The sequence below is a fragment of the Parashewanella hymeniacidonis genome (assembly GCF_016900895.1).
GTDB lineage: Bacteria > Pseudomonadota > Gammaproteobacteria > Enterobacterales > Shewanellaceae > Parashewanella > Parashewanella hymeniacidonis.
Map to the genome: position 1 here is coordinate 47,877 of NZ_JAFEUN010000003.1, position 17,580 is coordinate 65,456.

The 17,580-nt window shown below is 37.1% G+C and carries 14 protein-coding genes; 4 read left to right on the forward strand and 10 right to left on the reverse strand.

Annotation, left to right across the window (positions count from 1 at the left end; all coding sequences use genetic code 11):
* Window positions 1–11: 11 nt before the first annotated feature.
* The 4 genes from JQC92_RS01220 to JQC92_RS01235 form a co-directional block, all read right to left on the reverse strand.
* Window positions 12–1,985: a DUF262 domain-containing protein gene (locus JQC92_RS01220; protein WP_204997928.1), complete on the reverse strand. Its 1,974-nt coding sequence runs from the start codon at window positions 1,983–1,985 to the stop codon at window positions 12–14.
* A gap of 2 nt (window positions 1,986–1,987) precedes the next feature.
* On the reverse strand, window positions 1,988–3,427 hold the full coding sequence (locus tag JQC92_RS01225) for a DUF262 domain-containing protein (RefSeq protein ID WP_204997929.1): 1,440 nt from the start codon (window positions 3,425–3,427) through the stop codon (window positions 1,988–1,990).
* 166 nt (window positions 3,428–3,593) lie between these two features.
* Window positions 3,594–4,868 (reverse strand): hypothetical protein, encoded by a 1,275-nt coding sequence (locus tag JQC92_RS01230; protein ID WP_204997930.1) that lies wholly within the window; start codon window positions 4,866–4,868, stop codon window positions 3,594–3,596.
* Window positions 4,869–5,065: 197 nt separating this feature from the next.
* Window positions 5,066–5,734, reverse strand: a complete 669-nt coding sequence (locus JQC92_RS01235) for a hypothetical protein (protein ID WP_204997931.1) — start codon at window positions 5,732–5,734, stop codon at window positions 5,066–5,068.
* Window positions 5,735–5,906: 172 nt separating this feature from the next.
* On the opposite strand from JQC92_RS01235, the gene JQC92_RS01240 reads away from it, so the two are divergent.
* On the forward strand, window positions 5,907–6,620 hold the full coding sequence (locus tag JQC92_RS01240; protein WP_204997932.1) for a Crp/Fnr family transcriptional regulator: 714 nt from the start codon (window positions 5,907–5,909) through the stop codon (window positions 6,618–6,620).
* Window positions 6,621–6,641: 21 nt separating this feature from the next.
* Here JQC92_RS01240 and JQC92_RS01245 read toward each other — a convergent pair whose 3' ends face one another.
* The 4 genes from JQC92_RS01245 to JQC92_RS01260 all read right to left on the reverse strand — a co-directional run bounded on the left by JQC92_RS01245 (window position 6,642) and on the right by JQC92_RS01260 (window position 12,454).
* On the reverse strand, window positions 6,642–7,229 hold the full coding sequence (locus JQC92_RS01245) for a hypothetical protein (protein WP_204997933.1): 588 nt from the start codon (window positions 7,227–7,229) through the stop codon (window positions 6,642–6,644).
* A 64-nt stretch (window positions 7,230–7,293) separates the two neighbouring features.
* Entirely contained in the window at window positions 7,294–8,562 is a 1,269-nt protein-coding gene (locus JQC92_RS01250) for a restriction endonuclease subunit S (RefSeq protein WP_204997934.1), read from the reverse strand.
* A gap of 11 nt (window positions 8,563–8,573) precedes the next feature.
* The gene (locus tag JQC92_RS01255) at window positions 8,574–11,024 is read right to left on the reverse strand and encodes a type I restriction-modification system subunit M (RefSeq protein WP_204997935.1); all 2,451 of its coding nucleotides are present in this window, start codon (window positions 11,022–11,024) and stop codon (window positions 8,574–8,576) included.
* A 605-nt stretch (window positions 11,025–11,629) separates the two neighbouring features.
* Window positions 11,630–12,454 (reverse strand): PDZ domain-containing protein, encoded by an 825-nt coding sequence (locus JQC92_RS01260; protein WP_204997936.1) that lies wholly within the window; start codon window positions 12,452–12,454, stop codon window positions 11,630–11,632.
* A 197-nt stretch (window positions 12,455–12,651) separates the two neighbouring features.
* Here JQC92_RS01260 and JQC92_RS01265 point away from each other — a divergent pair, with 197 nt between their 5' ends.
* The 3 genes from JQC92_RS01265 (at window position 12,652) to JQC92_RS01275 (ending at window position 15,545) form a co-directional block, all read left to right on the forward strand.
* Window positions 12,652–13,020 carry a hypothetical protein gene (locus JQC92_RS01265; RefSeq protein ID WP_204997937.1) on the forward strand — a complete coding sequence of 123 codons (369 nt, stop codon included), beginning with the start codon at window positions 12,652–12,654 and terminating at the stop codon, window positions 13,018–13,020.
* A gap of 24 nt (window positions 13,021–13,044) precedes the next feature.
* On the forward strand, window positions 13,045–13,452 hold the full coding sequence (locus JQC92_RS01270; RefSeq protein ID WP_204997938.1) for a hypothetical protein: 408 nt from the start codon (window positions 13,045–13,047) through the stop codon (window positions 13,450–13,452).
* A 326-nt stretch (window positions 13,453–13,778) separates the two neighbouring features.
* Complete coding sequence (locus tag JQC92_RS01275) at window positions 13,779–15,545, forward strand: TniQ family protein (protein WP_204997939.1); 1,767 nt, start codon at window positions 13,779–13,781, stop codon at window positions 15,543–15,545.
* A gap of 367 nt (window positions 15,546–15,912) precedes the next feature.
* Here the strand turns inward: JQC92_RS01275 and cas6f are convergent, their stop codons facing one another.
* Together cas6f and csy3 are read right to left on the reverse strand one after the other, a co-directional pair.
* On the reverse strand, window positions 15,913–16,512 hold the full coding sequence (gene cas6f, locus JQC92_RS01280) for a type I-F CRISPR-associated endoribonuclease Cas6/Csy4 (protein WP_204997940.1): 600 nt from the start codon (window positions 16,510–16,512) through the stop codon (window positions 15,913–15,915).
* A 2-nt stretch (window positions 16,513–16,514) separates the two neighbouring features.
* Window positions 16,515–17,576, reverse strand: a complete 1,062-nt coding sequence (gene csy3, locus JQC92_RS01285) for a type I-F CRISPR-associated protein Csy3 (protein ID WP_204997941.1) — start codon at window positions 17,574–17,576, stop codon at window positions 16,515–16,517.
* Window positions 17,577–17,580 lie beyond the last annotated feature (4 nt).

The following is a 17,580-nucleotide window of genomic DNA, read 5'->3' on the forward strand; positions in this document are numbered from 1 at the left end:
ACTGTACTCTCTTAATTTATGTAATGCTTTGCTAAAACACCCAGCATATCTTTTTGGTGCGCTTTAATTTTTTCTTCGTCCCAATCCTCTTGTTCTCCCAGTAAATCGAACATCATTTTTAACTTTAAAGAGTCGTAATAATCTTTGTTTTCAAAGTCAATTTTTTTCTTTTTTACTGCCTGATTACTGTATGAAGAGTTTTCACTCGGACTGAGTAAGACTAGGTTACCGAACGCATCAAGAAAATCCCTATCCATCACACTTTCATATTCCTCATGTTGAGGGTGAACATGCTCAACGGAGTTTTTTGATGTTATCCTAAACTTCGAAAAATTTTTATCGCCATTTGATGTTGTTTTGATCTGTTTCCAAAGCAAGTATTCCAACTTCTGGAACCAGTAATGCTCAAATGATGTGCCTCTGGATTGAGTCAAGTACTCACTCTTTTGTTTCCAAGCAACAGTTATAGGCTTTTGATGTTGAGCCAACTTAAAACTGGCAGTTTTTTGAGTTTCGTCTTCACCTGCGAGTGACAAACTATTATCGATTCTCTCAATTAGGCGAACAACTTGGTCATGAGTTGTATATTGATTCTCTACTAACTCAGCTAAAAATGGCGTTAACCAGTACTGTGCGCTACGCTCACCAGTGAAGTTACGAACACTTTGCAGTAAAGTAATTTCCTCTACTTCCCGCTGATTACGATTAATATACCAATTTGAACCTGACTGACTTCGAGATTGATAAGTTAATCTCAATTGCTCATCATCGCTGTCGTCACGTTCAACCCACTTCACGACCCAACGATCAAACTGAAACCGTATTTTCCAAAGTAATTTTATAAAATTTTTAACCTCTTCTTCATTGCTCGAGGTCAAAGCTTCAAAGGATTGCAATAACTTATCTTGGTGAATTCGATGGCAGATATCTTCTTGCTGAAGTTGTGCTAAATGAATGCGATAGGTGTGAATAAGCAATAGAGAAAAGTTAATAATAGGCCGACAATATACAGTTTCCGCTGTGATCTCTACAGCATTACTGCTCTTGCTTTTGGCATGTTCAGGTTTTGGTTCTTCCCTTATCAATTCAGCAATAGTTAAACCTTCTGTCGATTCTTTAGTACTTTTATCTACGGCGAATAATTCAGACTTAAATGTTACCAACGACTCAAATTCAATTGAATTCCAATCTGCATTGGGAAACAAATTGCGAAGGTTTTTTTCAAAGTAATTGTCCATGTGTTCACAAGCACTCCACATAGATTCATAAACCGATTTGTCTGACTTAATTCGCTCCAATAACTTTGATTTAAGAATATCCGTTTGTTCTAGTTGAATGCCTGAAGTATTCATGGTTGCAAATAAACGATTCAGATCCATTGACACAGGTACGGTGTTATTTACCCATTGGACTGAAGAGAAAATATAATCAGCCACTGATTTTTGCTTATCATCCGCAAGCGAACTTATGCGCTGCTTTAATACTGCCAATGCTGCATATATCCTGTTTAGGTATTCATCCTTATTTATTTCTTCAGAGCTTGGTGACGTAAATTCCTTCAAACCTGCAAAATTACCTAATAGCTGCTGCACTTGCTCTCTAATATCAAACTGTAATCTTGGTTTTTGATTCAATTTAGGAACATGAGTAATCTTAGCGTCAACACCTGCCATTTTGAAGGCAATAGCAATCAGCATTAATGTCGTAGTACGTTGCTGACCATCAATTAATTCATAGATTTTTTCACCGTTGCCCAACTGATGCGTTGAGGTCAACACCGTACCAATAAAATAACTGCTTTCGCATTCGTTTTGTGCTTTGCAGATATCATCAAATAATTTCAATACGGCTTCATCTGACCATACATATGGGCGCTGATAGCTAGGAATACTAAACTGGTACCCCTGTTCATAGGTTTTTTCCAATGTAAGCACCTGAGACTTGACCAAGTCTTTTTGTGTTATATCATTCCGTTCGAAATCCATTTTTAGTCTTCCTTAACTTTATTTCTATGAAGGTTATGAATAACTGCTTGGTCAATACTTGTTCTATATTTCTCTGCAAGTTCGGTTGCTGAACACTTTTCCGATAACTCGATGTTAAACCACTCTATTGTTTTATAGATAAAACGCTTTTTAACACTATTTTTTTCAAGGCTCGCTGGATCTACTTTTAGTTCAAACTTATCAAACCACTCCAAACACATTTCTGGCGTATAGCTTGTTGTTATCCAATCTAAAACAGGGTGTTTATTAACAAAAGAAGGGATTGAGGTTTCTCGAACTGCTTTTTGGTTAGAGACTCGACGTGAATAAACAACCCGAAAAATCTTCTTCGCTGCGACGATTAATTGCTCCTCCCCAAACTGACTGATATAAAGCAATAAACACGTGTCATACAAACCTTTTAAATAGCTACAGCCATCGAGCTTACAAACTAAATGTTGATAAAAGTCAGCAAAGATTTCGTATTCAGCGCTGACTAAAGTTGAGTTGATTGTCAGGTAGTTAACTCTTAAGGTTTCAAAATAAGACAAATAGTGAATGCTATTAATACCTGTATTGAGTGGTTGGCGCATTTCATATCCATTTTGTGTATGCTGCTCTAGGTAACTACTATCTTGTTGCAATACACGATAGAACCGCCCATAAGCTACATCATCACCGTTCATGGTGTCTTCACCTAGTTCTTCGACAATTGCAGCTCTAACTTGCTGTGGTTTACGGTGAGAAGGGAGTTCTCGCCTATTTAAAGCTTGCCAGTAGCGTCCTTTGAGTAAACTACTAATAACAGGGTTTAAATTACCTAGCGCTTCCCACTTACTCGCAAAATCATTTTGATACTTTCGCTCAATGGCTCTTAAGTGATGCGCCTTAATAATGTCTGCACCGCCAAGCCGAACACCACCTGTATTTTGTGTTTCAAAAAAACGATATGCATCATCTTCCGATTGAGTTACCACTAAGGTTAGATTGATATTAGATTCATCAAGCTCTTCTAAAAAAGAAGCTGCTTGCTCTTTAATCCAAAGCCAATTTTTCTGAATTTGTTGTTGTGATTCAGGCGAGTGAAATTGAATATCTACTTCAAAGCCATTGCCAAATAACTGCAATTTGAAATAACTCAGTAATGCGAGAGTTGTAAGCCTTTGTTGACCATCAATGATATTCAAACAATTGTCACTTGGAGATTGATGCAGAATCACACTCCCCAAGTAATAACAATATTGGGATTGCTTTGAGCGTAAGACTTCCAAATAATCTTGATAGTCACTCAACAACCTTTGAATTTGTTTCTCTGTCCAGCGGTATGGTCTTTGATATTCAGGAATGGTGAGCTTTCCCGATATGGGAATGCCATCAGAATCGATGATATTATCGTTTTGAAACAGTTGCGCTAAAGTACAACTGGCAACAGAAACCGTCATGCTACGTCCTTGTTATTATAGATATTTGAGCATATCAAAATTAAGCTGGGATATTGTAGTTAAAAAAAACGCTGATAAATCTATTCAATCAACACCATTTATTAAGTTTTCATATAAAACAATGCTTCCATGCATTGTTTATAATCCATAAATAATTCATTAGCGCTTACTGAGCGCTTACTTCAAACGAATCAATCTTTAATAAAGAATCTGTTTTTGCTAAGCCAATAAAGAAGCTAGCTCGTTCAATTGATACAGAAGAGTACTTAGATGCTAATGAAGAAAAACTAATATTAGTTTCAATATCGTGCCCTGCGACTTCGTAACGGCAAACACTCAGTGACTTGTTGCAATGGATTTCATTGTTACCACTTTCACTAAACGTCCACTGCTGAGACGTAAAGTTCTCATATCCTGAGTTGCTTGAAGTAATATTTGTTGCGGTAAAATCAATAGAGGCACTGAAGTCACCAATAGCAATACCGTTAGAAGGCATACTCATTGCCCGAACAAAAATACCACCATTTACGATTGGGTTTACATAATCTACTGCACCGCTTTGACGTACAAACTTACCTTGAAAGCCTGTCACCATGTCAGAACTATCTACAGGAGTAGGTTCAGGGTCTGGTATTGGCGTATTGTCATCATCACAATGTTCGCCTAAGCAGATATCATCCCCATTGCTAAAGTTGATGTCTGCAATACTAAAATTTACGGTTAGGTTTCCTTCATCTCCACCAACGTAAAAGTTATATTGTTTATTCGATTCGAGAGAGTCTTTGTCTAATTGAGCGATATGCTCTTCCCCCTGAGGGGTTGTGATTTTAAGCTCAAAACTTGTAGCTTGATTGACATAAGCATAGTAATGGTCATTTTGCTCGTGCATAGCAGCAAAATCTGCTACTCCAATTGTCTTTTTGAGCATAGGAGCTTGTTGAACAAATACCCCCTTCTCAACGGTGATTAAACTGTAATCCTTGTTGAAAAACTCCATATTCGCAGTCGTTTCGTCAGCACCGACACTAGCTGATGAATATAGAGGGATTGATTTATTAAACCCACCATCTGAACAATTGCCATCCAATTGTTCGCAATAATCAACCGCAAAAGCTGTTAATGCAACATCGCCAGTCAAATTATAAAATTTAACAGGTGTGTTTTCACTGGCTGTATCTTTTATTTCAACTACTTCAACACATTGGCGGTCATGGATAGTATCATTAGCGCAAAAACGATAATTACTTTTCCAAATTTGAGAGGTATGGTTAGGGAGAGTATGTTCTTCATTAGCCATTAGTTTAGAACTAGAATTGAGTTTAGTTTTAAACCCTATGACTATATTTCTCATTGGTGCATCGGATTGTTCACTGTCACTACCTCCACATGCAACAAGACCTAATGATGCAATGACAGTTAAAGCCAAATATTTTGCTTTCATACACTTCCCATAAAATGAATAGAACTAAAAATTAACAGCTCCTTTAAGAGAGCTTTTACTCTATTCATTTTATAAGAGTGGCTGCTTTTATTTTGTCACTTACGTGACACAAAAAACTTCATTCATCTTTTAATTAGTAAAAGTGGAACCCAGTTCAAATAAACCGCATAACAAGTTAATACTGTGAAAATACCTTGTTAGTTGGTTGTATTTGCCATCCTGCCTGCTTCATCATATTTGTGCAACTCACCACTATTTATTTCAACATTTTCTAATCGATAACTTCCAGATTGTGCGTCAACTTGAATTTGGTACTCTTTTTTAACATATAAATTCACTGGATAATCACTGCTACCTCGGGACAAAGAACCATTAATGATCACATCGGAGTACAAGCCTTTTTGAGCTTCTGAGCTTTGATAAGACACCAAGCCATATTTCTCATTTTTGAGTAACACGGTAGCCTCATCAGCTTTCCCAGTTATATTTGTGACGCCTTGCAACAAAGCACAAGTCGCAACATAACCATCAAACTCTCTGTTTTCAGTGCACTGATTACTATAACTGTTATGGCGCTCATACCTCACCGCGGTGATCTTTGCATCACCAGTAACACTGTATAACTTTATCGGGTTAGAAATATCAATCCCTTCCTCACACTCTTTAACGCCAGACTCATCAAAAAAACAAACCGTATAACCACGTTTAAACACCTTAACTTCATCGTCAAAGCCTTCAAATTTAGGTGTCTCAACATCAAACGAAACTTCGATATTTCTTACTAGTGGAGCTGAACCACTGTCGCCACCACAAGCTGTTACTCCAAGAGTTGCAGCAACACATAAAACCAAGCTTTTAATTTTCATATCTTCTCAATCTGAACAAACCGAATGTTAACTTATATAAATTTCAGTAAACCTTGTTATAAAGCTTATTTTATGAAGAAAGTGCTTTTTGCTATGTCACCTAAGTGACAAAAGGCATAGAATTGTAAAAGCTAAAGTTAAAACTCAAATCCATTTCACAATTTTGCCCAATATGAAATCAAAATTTCTACTAGCTGACGTTGAGCGTTTTCTTTTTAAAGGAACTTCTTATTCAGATGATTTTTGTGAAAAGCTAATAAAAATCGCCAAAGTTGAAAAAACACCAAAAGGAAAACTATCTGCTTTAAAGAACAAACACTTAAACGGGATTAATTTTATAATGGAAGGAACGGTTATAGTAGGAATTTGCTCACCAAACCTAAAAACCGTTAACTTTATGGTTTTAGGTAAAAGTGAAAGCTTTGGTGAATTTGAAGCCAGTAATATCAACCAACCATTTTTTATTATCGAAATTGAAAAAGCAAAAGTGCTACACCTAAGCACATTAAAACTAAAAGAAATTGCAGATTCAAACAACGAGTTTTACAAATGGCACTATTATCTAAACTTAACGCCAAAGAGTAAGTGGCTTCAATCACAGCTCATTATGAATGAAACACTAGAGAACAAGATCGCTTATCTATTAATTGAGCTTGTCATTCATTCCGATACACATCAGATCAAGTTGTCCCAACAAGCCATTAGCGATATTACTGGTGCCGCAAGACAGCGAATAAATCAGGCTCTAAATCTACTTGAAGCTCAAGATATTCTCAAGCTTTCAAGGGGTAACATAACCATTCGAGATTTGAGTCAACTGACAAACAAGCTCAACAATGTAGACCTCAGCTTTAGGGATCCTAGAAAGTTATTAAAACAGAAGTAACTTACTGTAAAAAAGAATTAATTATTTGGAAAAATTGATAGCACTTTTTACCGCTTTAAACACGCTATGACCATGACGCATCATAGACTTGGCGTATTTATCAAAACTGGTGTCCCATACCGCACTTGAGTAGCCAGAAGCGCTGACACCTTCAAATGTGGCATATTCTTTTAACTGGTATTGCTCAATCGTTTTATCAAATTCTGACGCCACCGAATCACTTATGTGAGCGAGTATTTTTTCGTTTATAGTCACAGCAAAACGCAGTTCTCGTTTATCAATATGAGGAAACACATCATCACCAAAGTACTGTAATAATGTACCTCCCGTAACTGCTCCACGCCTGACATCATCAACAGCATAAAGTGCTGTAATTACACTGAGTATTTCGCAAACCGTTTCTTTATCTCGCTTAATCGCTGAATAAAGCGCTAATTGAATAGCGATTTCTAGATCATGTTTATTTACTTTACCAAGCTTCTCTTGTATCCAGTCTGCTATCCCTCTGACGTTCAACAACACTTTCTCTTGTAGTTCTTCATTTTGAGATAATTCTAATAAGGCTTTTTCTGCGATACTCATCAACAACTCAACAAACACTGGGTTCATAAATATCCTTTAAGGCGTAGACAAGCAAATGATTAGGTTTTTCAAAGCCCCATAAGCGACATCATCATGATATCGCCGTTGGCAGTTTAATTTTGCCCGTTACTGCACTGTTGATTAGTGTGGTTTTGTATTCTTTGAGTTTTTCGATTTGCTCTGTTTGCAATTTAATCGCTATATCAAATTTCCCATTCTGAGCATCGATAAATTCTAAAATTTGAACTTGTTCTTTAATTGGTGCAATAGGAATTGCAATATCAAACAAATCATCTGTGTATAAACGAATTAACCCTTCAACAATTCCAGTTGCACGAATTACAAATTGCTCAATGTAACGTGGATGACGGAATAACAACTCAAGCATCTTCACATCTGCAATAAAAGCCTTGGGTTTATAGACGGCGTAATCGGGGCTTACGAGTCCTTTAAAATCAATATTTGATTTAAAGAACACACCTAAATGTGCTTTTAGCTTATTGAACACTAAATCATTCTTATAAACTATCTTATTATCAATATTTGAAGCCGCCACCTCAGCTTTGTCATGATAATCAGCCCTTACCACCAAGCCATGAACTTGGCTCATCATGAATAATGGCTCTTCGCCAGTTTTTGAACGCTCATTCCTTTCTTCTAAAACGTACTTAACCCGTTTAACCTCCCAATGCTCTGGAATTTTTCCAATCCAATCTACACCTGAGTCTTTCATTGGTACGTTTGGGTCGAGTCCTTGAGTAACGGCTTGCTGGATAATGATTTGCTTGCGTTCTTTTAACAGCTCAATTTGCTGCTGTTTAATGGCAATGGCTTCATCAATCTGCGCTGTTTTTTGTTCGAGGAAGTGTATGATAGCTTCCTGTTCTGACTCACACTCTGGATAACAAACCTCAAAATTTTGAATTAAAGGCAGTCGAAGGCTATCTACAGTCGATTTAGCTGTACCCAAAATAGCAACATTGAAAAAATTAACATATAAATAGTTATACAAATACTTGCCGATCACTTCTGAGAAATCAGAAAATTTATAAACCCTTTGGTGAAAATCAAATTTGCCATTTATATAATGATAAACCTTACCTACACCAGCCCCATCTCCAGCAGTCAAAATCGCTTCACCATCAAAAGCGTATGTACTAATTTTTTCAAGAGTTTGAGAACGAACAAAGAAAGGATATTGACCATCATCTTCTTTATCTTCAGTATTTTTTTCACCCGTTGTTATTGAAGCGAGAAACTTAAATCTTTTAACTTTCCAACTCTCAGGAATTTCTCCTAACCATTCAACACCCGAATCTTTGTACTTTTCATACTTAGGCATCATTGTTAATTCAGTCATCACAATGCCTCCTATGCTTTAGCTACTTCGATACCCAAGATCTCTGAAATCAAACCTTCGGCTTTTTTCTCAAGGGCAATAATGTCGCTGGCAACGTCAATCAGTGAACGCAGTGCTTTATGCTGATAGAAGTATTTATTAAAGCTGATCTCATAGCCGATTTTCACTGAATCAAGGTTGATCCACGCTTCATCTACATGAGGTTTCACTTCATCAAGATAATATTGGTGAATTTCACTGTTGTCAGTGTTTTGAAGCGTATCTTTAGCTGAGTAAGTTAGCGGTACAGATTCAGCATCACGTAAATCAGAGCTTGGCTCATAGATGATAAACTCATTGGCATTTGCTGTAGCATTTTCATTGAGGTAATAACCAAAATCCACTAAATCAGCTTGCTCACAGCCTAAGTGATGCAGCAGCTCGTCCAGTTTTTCTTGCTTAAACTTCACCGTCTTTTTAATGACTTTTTCAGCCGTTTCGTCATACCAACTCACTGCATTTACCACACTGGTGAAAAAAGCTTTACGTTTGGCAGGCTTGATGTCTTCCAGTAACTTAGGAGCTAAAGGCTTAAAGACTTTTTCAACATCGACTTTAAATTGATTAAAGTCGTTATACTCTCTAGTAATGCTTTGTTTTAGCTTATTGGCCAGCTCAACCAATAAACGAGTTTCTTGCCATGTATCTTCTGCAAACAGCTTTTTCTTGGCTTTGGCATTTAGGCGGATGTCGTTCTCTTCACACCATTTTAGAATGTTTTTTTGCTCAGTCTGTAGAAAGTCTTGCTGATAAACTTTATCGCCATACTCGCTGTAAATGTACTCCATTGGCTCACGCAGCGATTTATCAAAGCGTAATGGCTCAATCAACTCAGCTTTAAATTGTGCTTTACGACGGTCTGGACGCTCAACATTCACCTTGTAATAGCCAAAGTCTGCATTGTCGAATACCTTAGTTGCAAGACCTGTTGGCTCGTTATTTTCATCTTTTAGGCGCTCAATGCTTTTGCCATCTAGATAAGCTTGGGTGATTTGCTTGATGTGCTCTTGTGAAAACTCGCAGTTTTTATTGCCTAAGTTTTTACGCAGCTTTTGGAACAACAGGCTTGCATCAATCAGCTGCACTTTGCCTTGGCGCTTTGCTGGTTTGTTATTGTTTAGCAGCCAGATGTAGGTAGTGATACCTGTATTGTAGAACATGTTATTAGGCAGCTGCACGATGGCATCGAGCATATCGTTTTCAATCAGGTAACGGCGAATATTGCTTTCACCTGAGCCAGCATCGCCCGTAAACAAACTTGAACCATTATGAACTGATGCGATACGGCTTCCTAAAAGCCCTTGAGAAGGCTTTTTCATTTTACTGACCATTTCCATCATGAACAGTAATTGACCGTCACTAGAGCGTGGTGCGGCATCTACAGTGGCGTTTTCGCCCCAATAATCAGCAAGCTTGACTTGGAAACGGCCATCAATGATATCCGAGCCATCTTTAATATGCTTTTGGTCGCTCGCCCAGCTTTTGCCATAAGGCGGGTTAGACAGCATAAAGTCAAAGCGATTAGCGGTAAAATCATCGGTAGCGAGTGTTGAACCGACTCTGATATTTTCAGGGTTATTGCCTTTGATCATCATATCGGACTTACATATGGCATAAGTCTCGTCGTTGATCTCTTTGCCGTATAAGTGAATATCACGCTTACCTGTTGCAACAGGATATTTTTCTTCAATAAAGTTTTGCGCTTCGGTAAGCATGCCGCCACTACCGCAAGCAGGGTCGTAGATAGTCAACGGATCGGGTAAATTGGCTTCGATTGGGTCAAACACCAAGTGGGTCATTAACTCAATCACTTCTCTTGGCGTGAAATGCTCACCTGCTTCTTCGTTGTTTTCTTCGTTAAATTTTCGAATCAATTCTTCAAACACATAACCCATTCCAAGATTCGTAAGTGCTGGAAGTTTGTTGCCTTCAGGATCTTCTTTTTCATTAGGCGTTAGGTTGATATACGGCGATACGAACTTTTCAATCACTTCAAGCAACACGTCCTTTTCAGACATATGCCGTACTTGTGATGCGAGGTTAAAGCATTTTACGATTTCTTTGACGTTACTGCTAAAACCGTTTAAGTAATCCTCCATATTCGCCAATAGAATTTGACGATTATTGGTCGCTGTATTTTTTAAACTTTTCAGCGTCCATTTTGAGGTGTTGTAAAATACATAACCTGAGGCTTCCATCAGCGGAGCATCATCAAGCTCGGTTGCTTGCATGTCTTCTTTCTGGAATTTTACTTCATCGAGCACAGCTTGTTTTGTTGGTTCTAGCAAAGTATCAATACGACGCAGCACTACCATCGGCAGTATCACATCTCGGTATTTACCTCGAACATACACATCACGCAAACAATCGTCCGCAATCGACCAAATAAAAGAAACCAGCTTGTTGTGTACGCTGTGGTTCATTTGCTATCCACCCAGAAAAGTAAAGAGAATCGAGTTATCAATCATGTTGTGTAATTTTTGGCTGATTGATTTATTCAAGAATCAAAGAAAAAGACAGGCTATTCTGCCCTAAGTTAAATGATTATTTAAGTAAAAGATGCCTTGATTAAAATTTGTGATTTTAAGCCCATGATTATCCCAAACATCGAAGTCGTAAAATGTGAGATGCATTTATTTATGCAATTTAGATATTACTTAATATAAATAAGGAATAAATAGTTAGTTATGAGATAGAGGGTGCTAAGTACCACAAACTATCATTTGCAATAGATCACCAATTTATCAAAGCGATATGGATTTCCAACCAGCCAGCTATATTAGAGGAGCGATATAATTCTGAAGCATATTACTCTTTAATGAGCACTCGTGATTCCGCTGCTGCATTACTATGGGCTTCAAATGTTAAATAAGCTGATTGATAACTAGTGCGAATAAGATTTTGTAGTTCAGTCTGATGTAACAACTTTCAACTTTTTATAAAACTTCAAATAGTCCTAAGTGGGACACAAAGACGGTTTGGCTTGTGCCCCTAAGTCATTTAAATGATCTAGCTTATTATTTGATATTTACAGGGTTACCTTAACATCCTGTTCTTCACCTTTACGTATAACTCTTAAAACAGAGTAGATTTGAGAAGGGGGAACCTCCCTTAGTAACTTGACTGCATGACTTACATTCTTGACGTTGACACCATCAATTGAAATTAATACATCATTTACTAATACATTTGAATTGAAAGCGGGAGAGTCTTCTACGACAATTTCGACTAGGAGCCCTGTATTTCGTCCTAATGTTGTTCTTTGCTTTGGAGTCAAATCTCTTAAAGAGATACCAAATTTTGGCTTAAAATTTGATTTTACAAAATATATAGCCTCTTGATCATACCTGCGTTGATGTGTGGTTATTGGAATGATTTGTGTATCGTGGGTTGTTGATGTTTCAGTGTATGTACCTGTTATTGTACCACTAGAGATCGAACCGTAATGATTAGTTGTTGTATTACTTGGTATAAGTAAAGTATTTGTCGTTGCCTGGGTATTGGTATATTGTGCATTTACAAGAACAACTGTTGCACCAACTATTAAAGCTTGTTTTGCTGCGTTGCTAGTATCCTCATAAACGCCATTGAATGATGAATAGCCAATTGGTATATATCGTTTGGAACGCAAAATGAGAGTATCTCTAGTCAAATTATTGCTGCTAAGTATTTTTGGCATCTCTCCTTTGGAAATAAGCTCTACATCTGGTATAGCCTTAATATCCACATATGAGTGATAAAACTGCTTGTAACCACTTTGAGCGCAACTAACCAGAAACAGAGGGGTTATTAGCAACGTTATAACCTTTATCCATTCTTTCTTCATATTGCATACAAATGCAGCTTTTTTCATATTTACTATTCTCTTTTTGGCTGAAAGATGCAGCCGTATTTCAAACTTTTTAATACTATTAAATTTGATTGTTAGCCCATAATTATGCCAAACAATAAAGTCGTAAAGTGTGAGATGCATTTGTTTATGCAATTTAGATATTAATTAATATAGATAAGGAATAAATTGGCAATTAAAAAATAGAGGCATTAGAGTATATGGGGTTTGGTGTAAATAATGATCCTGAGAAAGTATTTAAAGATACGCTAGCAAGGCATAATGATTCAGTCCAGAAAGATAAAGAGTTTAAACAGCTAGTTAATGACTTGTCTCCTTTGAAGTTTAGAACCAGCAAAGAGTTATCTGCATACATTGTCCAGAATAATTTAGGTCATCACTATCCTAATATTTCTGGTGTGCTCGATATGAGTAATGGCGAAGATTCATGGAAGTATGAAGGCGGGTTTCCGCCAGATATTTATCGTAGGCTTTGCATTGAGTTAAAACTGGAAAGCCAGCACAGCTTAGCGAGACCTGGCAGTTTTAAATCGTACAACCAATTAAGTAAAGAAGACGATTTGTTTTAATTAAAAGCCATAAGAGATTAAAAGTTGAAACTTACAGGAAATACACCGATAGAGCGTAAACGCAATTTAGCACACATTGTTATAGAACACTTATTGGCGCTCAATATCAAGGCCAAGCTTATTGAAAATCATAGAAACTCAATTGGACACACTGCAAGATTTTTGATTGATAGCGATATTGGCTTAATACATTTGACGGCTACAGGAAATAAAGCACCTAACTCATCAATAGCCGTCGCAGAATTTAAAACTGGTAATCAAGACTACCTTGCTGACATCAAGTATATCGCTTATGGCTGGAATACTGCTGATGACCAAACAGTCTTAGCTTTTGTTAAGTCTAAGGATGTTGGAGGGCATAAAAGGCTTTCAAAAGGTAAGATTATTGAGTTGAGTGATAAGAAATTGAGTACTGATCATTTATGCCAATAGTTTTTTATAAGACCTGAATCGATAACGACTGAGGTCTTTTGTAGGGTATTTATGAATCAAAGGTTTCTATCACATGGAAAAACCATAGCGGCCTATTCTGAATTGATGTGCATCAACATTACAAATAACAACCTTTATAATTTTAAAGTCTAAATTCAGGTTCACTTTTACCGGAATACGCACTTTATTACAAAAATATCGCAAACATCTATCGAACAATACCCCAGATTAAACCTTAACCATTGATTAATATAAATTAATCTTAATTGAATAATTAACTATTTTTTGTATTAATTAGTTATCAATATTAATTATCTGATACTTTATTGAAACTCCTCAATCGCTTGTACCTCCACCCCAATGAGCTTCTCCCTTGCTACCTGCATCGATTAGCCAACGCAAACGGCTATCGCAACATTCAAACTTTGATGAAGAATTTAGGTGAAGAACTTATCAACACAAGGGTTCCAAGTAAGCGTTTATTTTTTGGTGAGTTTGATACTGACAAACTTTCATATCTAGTGAACTTAGAGCCTAACCAAATAACTCAACATCGCTTATCAAATACTGCCGCAACTAGAATCAAATACAAACAGCAAGAGTACTTAATGAAGCTGATAGACTTTACGTATCTGAGAATTTGTCCTACCTGTTACCAAAATTCTGGTGAATTAAACCTTCTCAATTCATTGAAGTTCAAAACCTATTGTAGTAAACATCGCTGTAGGATGATCTCTGTTGACAATGAGACAGGAAAAAGATTCAGCTGGAGTACACATTACCTCAGAAAAAAGATAAATTACATAAAAGATAACACTCCTCATAACCACACTTGTGAAGCTGAGATAACGATAAATACTCACATTGATGGACTATGGCAAAACAAGTCACCTAAAACTTATCCTTGTGTTGAAGGTTTCAACATCGCTGAATTTTTAGATATCGTCTCGTTCCTCTCACGCTTTCATTATCGAGCATATCCATCAAATACAAAAAATAAAAATCAGTATTTAGCAGCCCACTGGTATTTGAAAGATTGGCCTAAGTCGTATTTCAATCTTCTTGAGCACTTTCAAAATAACCCAATGAGTAATAAGCGCTTAACGGGAATTAGGAAGTGCTATCGTGATTTATACGACGAACTTTATGCCAAAAGTAATCAGGTTTCCGAAGGGTATACTTGGCTTAGAAAGTACTTTGAAAGCTATATCGAAACACATTTCGCTAATGGCGTAATTTCAACTTCGTCAAAATGGATAGCTGCTAATACAATTGCATCAGCTGAATACATTAATGAAAAAACAGCTTGCCAATTTTTGTCAGTCCCAAAGACCAAGCTTAGCATTTTTATTCGTGAGGGATTTATCCAGCCTTATGAATCATCAGTAAACGGTAATTGTGTTTTTAAACGTAGCGAGATGGATACTCTCCGAAAGCGGCTAACTAAATGTCTCAGTCTTACAGAAGCTTCCAGCCTATTACAAATTAGTCAATTTCGCCTCAGAACTCTTATTAGATCAAACATCATCACACCACTTCTTCAGCCATCTGAAACCAGCAGAGATTGGCTGATAGAAGAAAATGAACTTATTAAACTAGTAAAACAATTGAAACAAAGAGCTTCGTTAATAGATACTGGAAAAGGACGTGAGAGTAGTTATAAGCAATTTTCTTTACGAGGAGATAACTTTGCATCTGTCATCTGCAAGATGCTGTCTGGTAGGCTTAGCTTCACTTTAAGCCAATCAAAAAGCTCACCTCTTTCCTTTCAACAATTCACACCAATGCTTTCAATTGAAGATCCTGAAGATGAATTACACCTAACACCAAGTGATGCTTGCAAAAAGCTAGGGATAAACAAAAACGTTATTTACGATTTCATAAAAAGAGGCTTTGTAAAAGGCGTCAAACTAAAAGTGAATCGTACGACAAGACCTGTGCTTCATATCACAGCTACAAGCATTAAAGAATTTCAAGCCCGATATTATCTTCGACATCAACTAAAAGGTAAGCCGCTGCAAGACTATGAGCTTATTTCAGGGACAAGTGTGGATGATGGTATTATTAACTTATACACCAATAAACTTAATTAAATAATAAGCTGTTGAGCTAAGAAAAGCTTCAACAGCTTATAGGTCAAGCAACTAACTAATTTTCAACAATACATTAATCAGGCATTGTGATTGTGTATTTTTAGCTACCTGTGCGGTAGGTTACACTTACAACCAGCAACTTGAGCACCTACTAACATTTTCGGCTACCTGTGCGGTAGGTTACTATGGATGACAGCGAAAACATGCTGAGCGATTATTTTCGGCTACCTGTGCGGTAGGTTACAAGAAAAAATACAGTAAAAGCCCATACTTCTCTGACTGTTACAATGATTCCTACAAAAGCACCCATCTATTTTCACCATAGATTAACCTCCTGATATTTAAGTGCATTTAACTCTCGTAGAAATTAATGGTCGAAACTTAGATCTGGTACGGTTCCCATTATTAACTGATTAGAACCGAGCCCGTAGTGACTAAAATCACATTTCACCTCTTTTACTCCTTCCACTTTTTCAATATATAACGGAAAGGAACGCCTCGAACTTTGACTAATCAAAATTAATTTATGAAATAAACCGAAGCTTCTGTCTTTATATTCATGCTGAGGTTGGTATTCTCGACCTGATCTTTTCGCCCGCAATACACAACGCTCGATTCGCCTCTTCCTTTCAGCTAGCGTAAGCTTGGCAATACCATTATTTCTGATGTATTGAACCTCTGTTACTTCAATTGGGACTTGTTTTAGCTCAGAAATGGTTATCACACTTTCTTCTTCCATCACTCTGAAATCAAAGTGTTTACTAAGCTTTAAGAGTTTATCTTCATCTTTCGAAATAAAAGCAATGCTTTGCCCTACATCCGAACCGTTCCAATCTGGAAAAGACACCCCAATTGAAGAGCATTTATCTCGACTAACAGTACCATGTAGAATTGAGATACAATGTGCTGCAATCAAATTATTTGAGGCACGCTTAGGCAGGTAGTTAATCTCAAAAAAGTAACGCAATACTACTTATCCTCTTTGTCACTTTTACGATTAAGTACAGCGCCCTTAACTAATATCGCCATAACAAAATGAATTTCTTGTGATATTGGATTATCCCCTAATTGATTATCTTTTAAAAGCTGAATGTAATCGGGAACATTCGGTAAAAGGGCATAAATATCATTTTTCAATTGAGGTGTTCTAAATGCTAGATGTTGATATTTATCGGCACCGTATTCACTTACCCTAAGTGGCTCTCCAACACTGCACCAGTCATCAATGAGCTGTATTCCTGCACCAACTTTTGCTTTACGCAGACACACCGTTACTTGATCATTTGCTAGAGTAGTTTTAGCGAACTCGATTTCTTTACTTATCTTACGTTTTTTACCTTCCTGACGTTTACTTTCAGGCGGCACAAGTTGACTGGGAAGAACCTCTTGAAGTACCTCAACGTCTATATATGCAGCCACATTTAGAATGCAAACACCTTTTGAGCAGAACGAGTTAGCAATAAGTTCCGTTAGCGTTGATAGCTCACTTTGGTATTCATCCCAACCTTCATCCCAATCAATATTCTGAGCATTTTTAACTTTTACTAAAAGCTGACCACACCGCTTGATTACAACGGTTACTGACTCAGATTCAATATTTTCCCAGAGCCAAGCGCCTCGCAAAAGATTTTTGGCATATCGTTTAGCAAGCTCATAATAACCACCCTTTTCGGCATACATTGCTGCTAGCTCTTTGAGGTATTCTCTAACGATTGGATCGTCACATGCGTTTGGTTTTAGACTTTTGGATAGAATTTTTATGGAAAATTCGCAGAGTAACTGCTTAGTTCCAAAATGAACACAACAGTATGGTGACGGATGAAGCTCTGTCCTCCCAAGATGGTAAGCCGTTACATCTTGTGCTAGAACACCTTGCTTAAAGTACCCCTCAGTAAAACTTGATGCGCTTGAATTCGCAATGTGGTGTCGAATCTCAACCGGTCTAATATCTCCGTTAGACATAACACATGAAAAGGTAGCGTCACTCGTTCTCAGAGAGCCTCTATAACTAAGACTAAGAGGAATGTCCATGATC

Excerpts from the sequence above, each read along its gene's own strand:
- JQC92_RS01220 (WP_204997928.1), bottom strand. The coding sequence starts at position 1,985 with ATGGATTTCGAACGGAATGATATAACACAAAAAGACTTGGTCAAGTCT.
- JQC92_RS01225 (WP_204997929.1), bottom strand. The coding sequence starts at position 3,427 with ATGACGGTTTCTGTTGCCAGTTGTACTTTAGCGCAACTGTTTCAAAAC.
- JQC92_RS01230 (WP_204997930.1), bottom strand. The coding sequence starts at position 4,868 with ATGAAAGCAAAATATTTGGCTTTAACTGTCATTGCATCATTAGGTCTT.
- JQC92_RS01235 (WP_204997931.1), bottom strand. The coding sequence starts at position 5,734 with ATGAAAATTAAAAGCTTGGTTTTATGTGTTGCTGCAACTCTTGGAGTA.
- JQC92_RS01240 (WP_204997932.1), top strand. The coding sequence starts at position 5,907 with ATGAAATCAAAATTTCTACTAGCTGACGTTGAGCGTTTTCTTTTTAAA.
- JQC92_RS01245 (WP_204997933.1), bottom strand. The coding sequence starts at position 7,229 with ATGAACCCAGTGTTTGTTGAGTTGTTGATGAGTATCGCAGAAAAAGCC.
- JQC92_RS01250 (WP_204997934.1), bottom strand. The coding sequence starts at position 8,562 with ATGACTGAATTAACAATGATGCCTAAGTATGAAAAGTACAAAGATTCG.
- JQC92_RS01255 (WP_204997935.1), bottom strand. The coding sequence starts at position 11,024 with ATGAACCACAGCGTACACAACAAGCTGGTTTCTTTTATTTGGTCGATT.
- JQC92_RS01260 (WP_204997936.1), bottom strand. The coding sequence starts at position 12,454 with ATGAAAAAAGCTGCATTTGTATGCAATATGAAGAAAGAATGGATAAAG.
- JQC92_RS01265 (WP_204997937.1), top strand. The coding sequence starts at position 12,652 with ATGGGGTTTGGTGTAAATAATGATCCTGAGAAAGTATTTAAAGATACG.
- csy3 (WP_204997941.1), bottom strand. The coding sequence starts at position 17,576 with ATGGACATTCCTCTTAGTCTTAGTTATAGAGGCTCTCTGAGAACGAGT.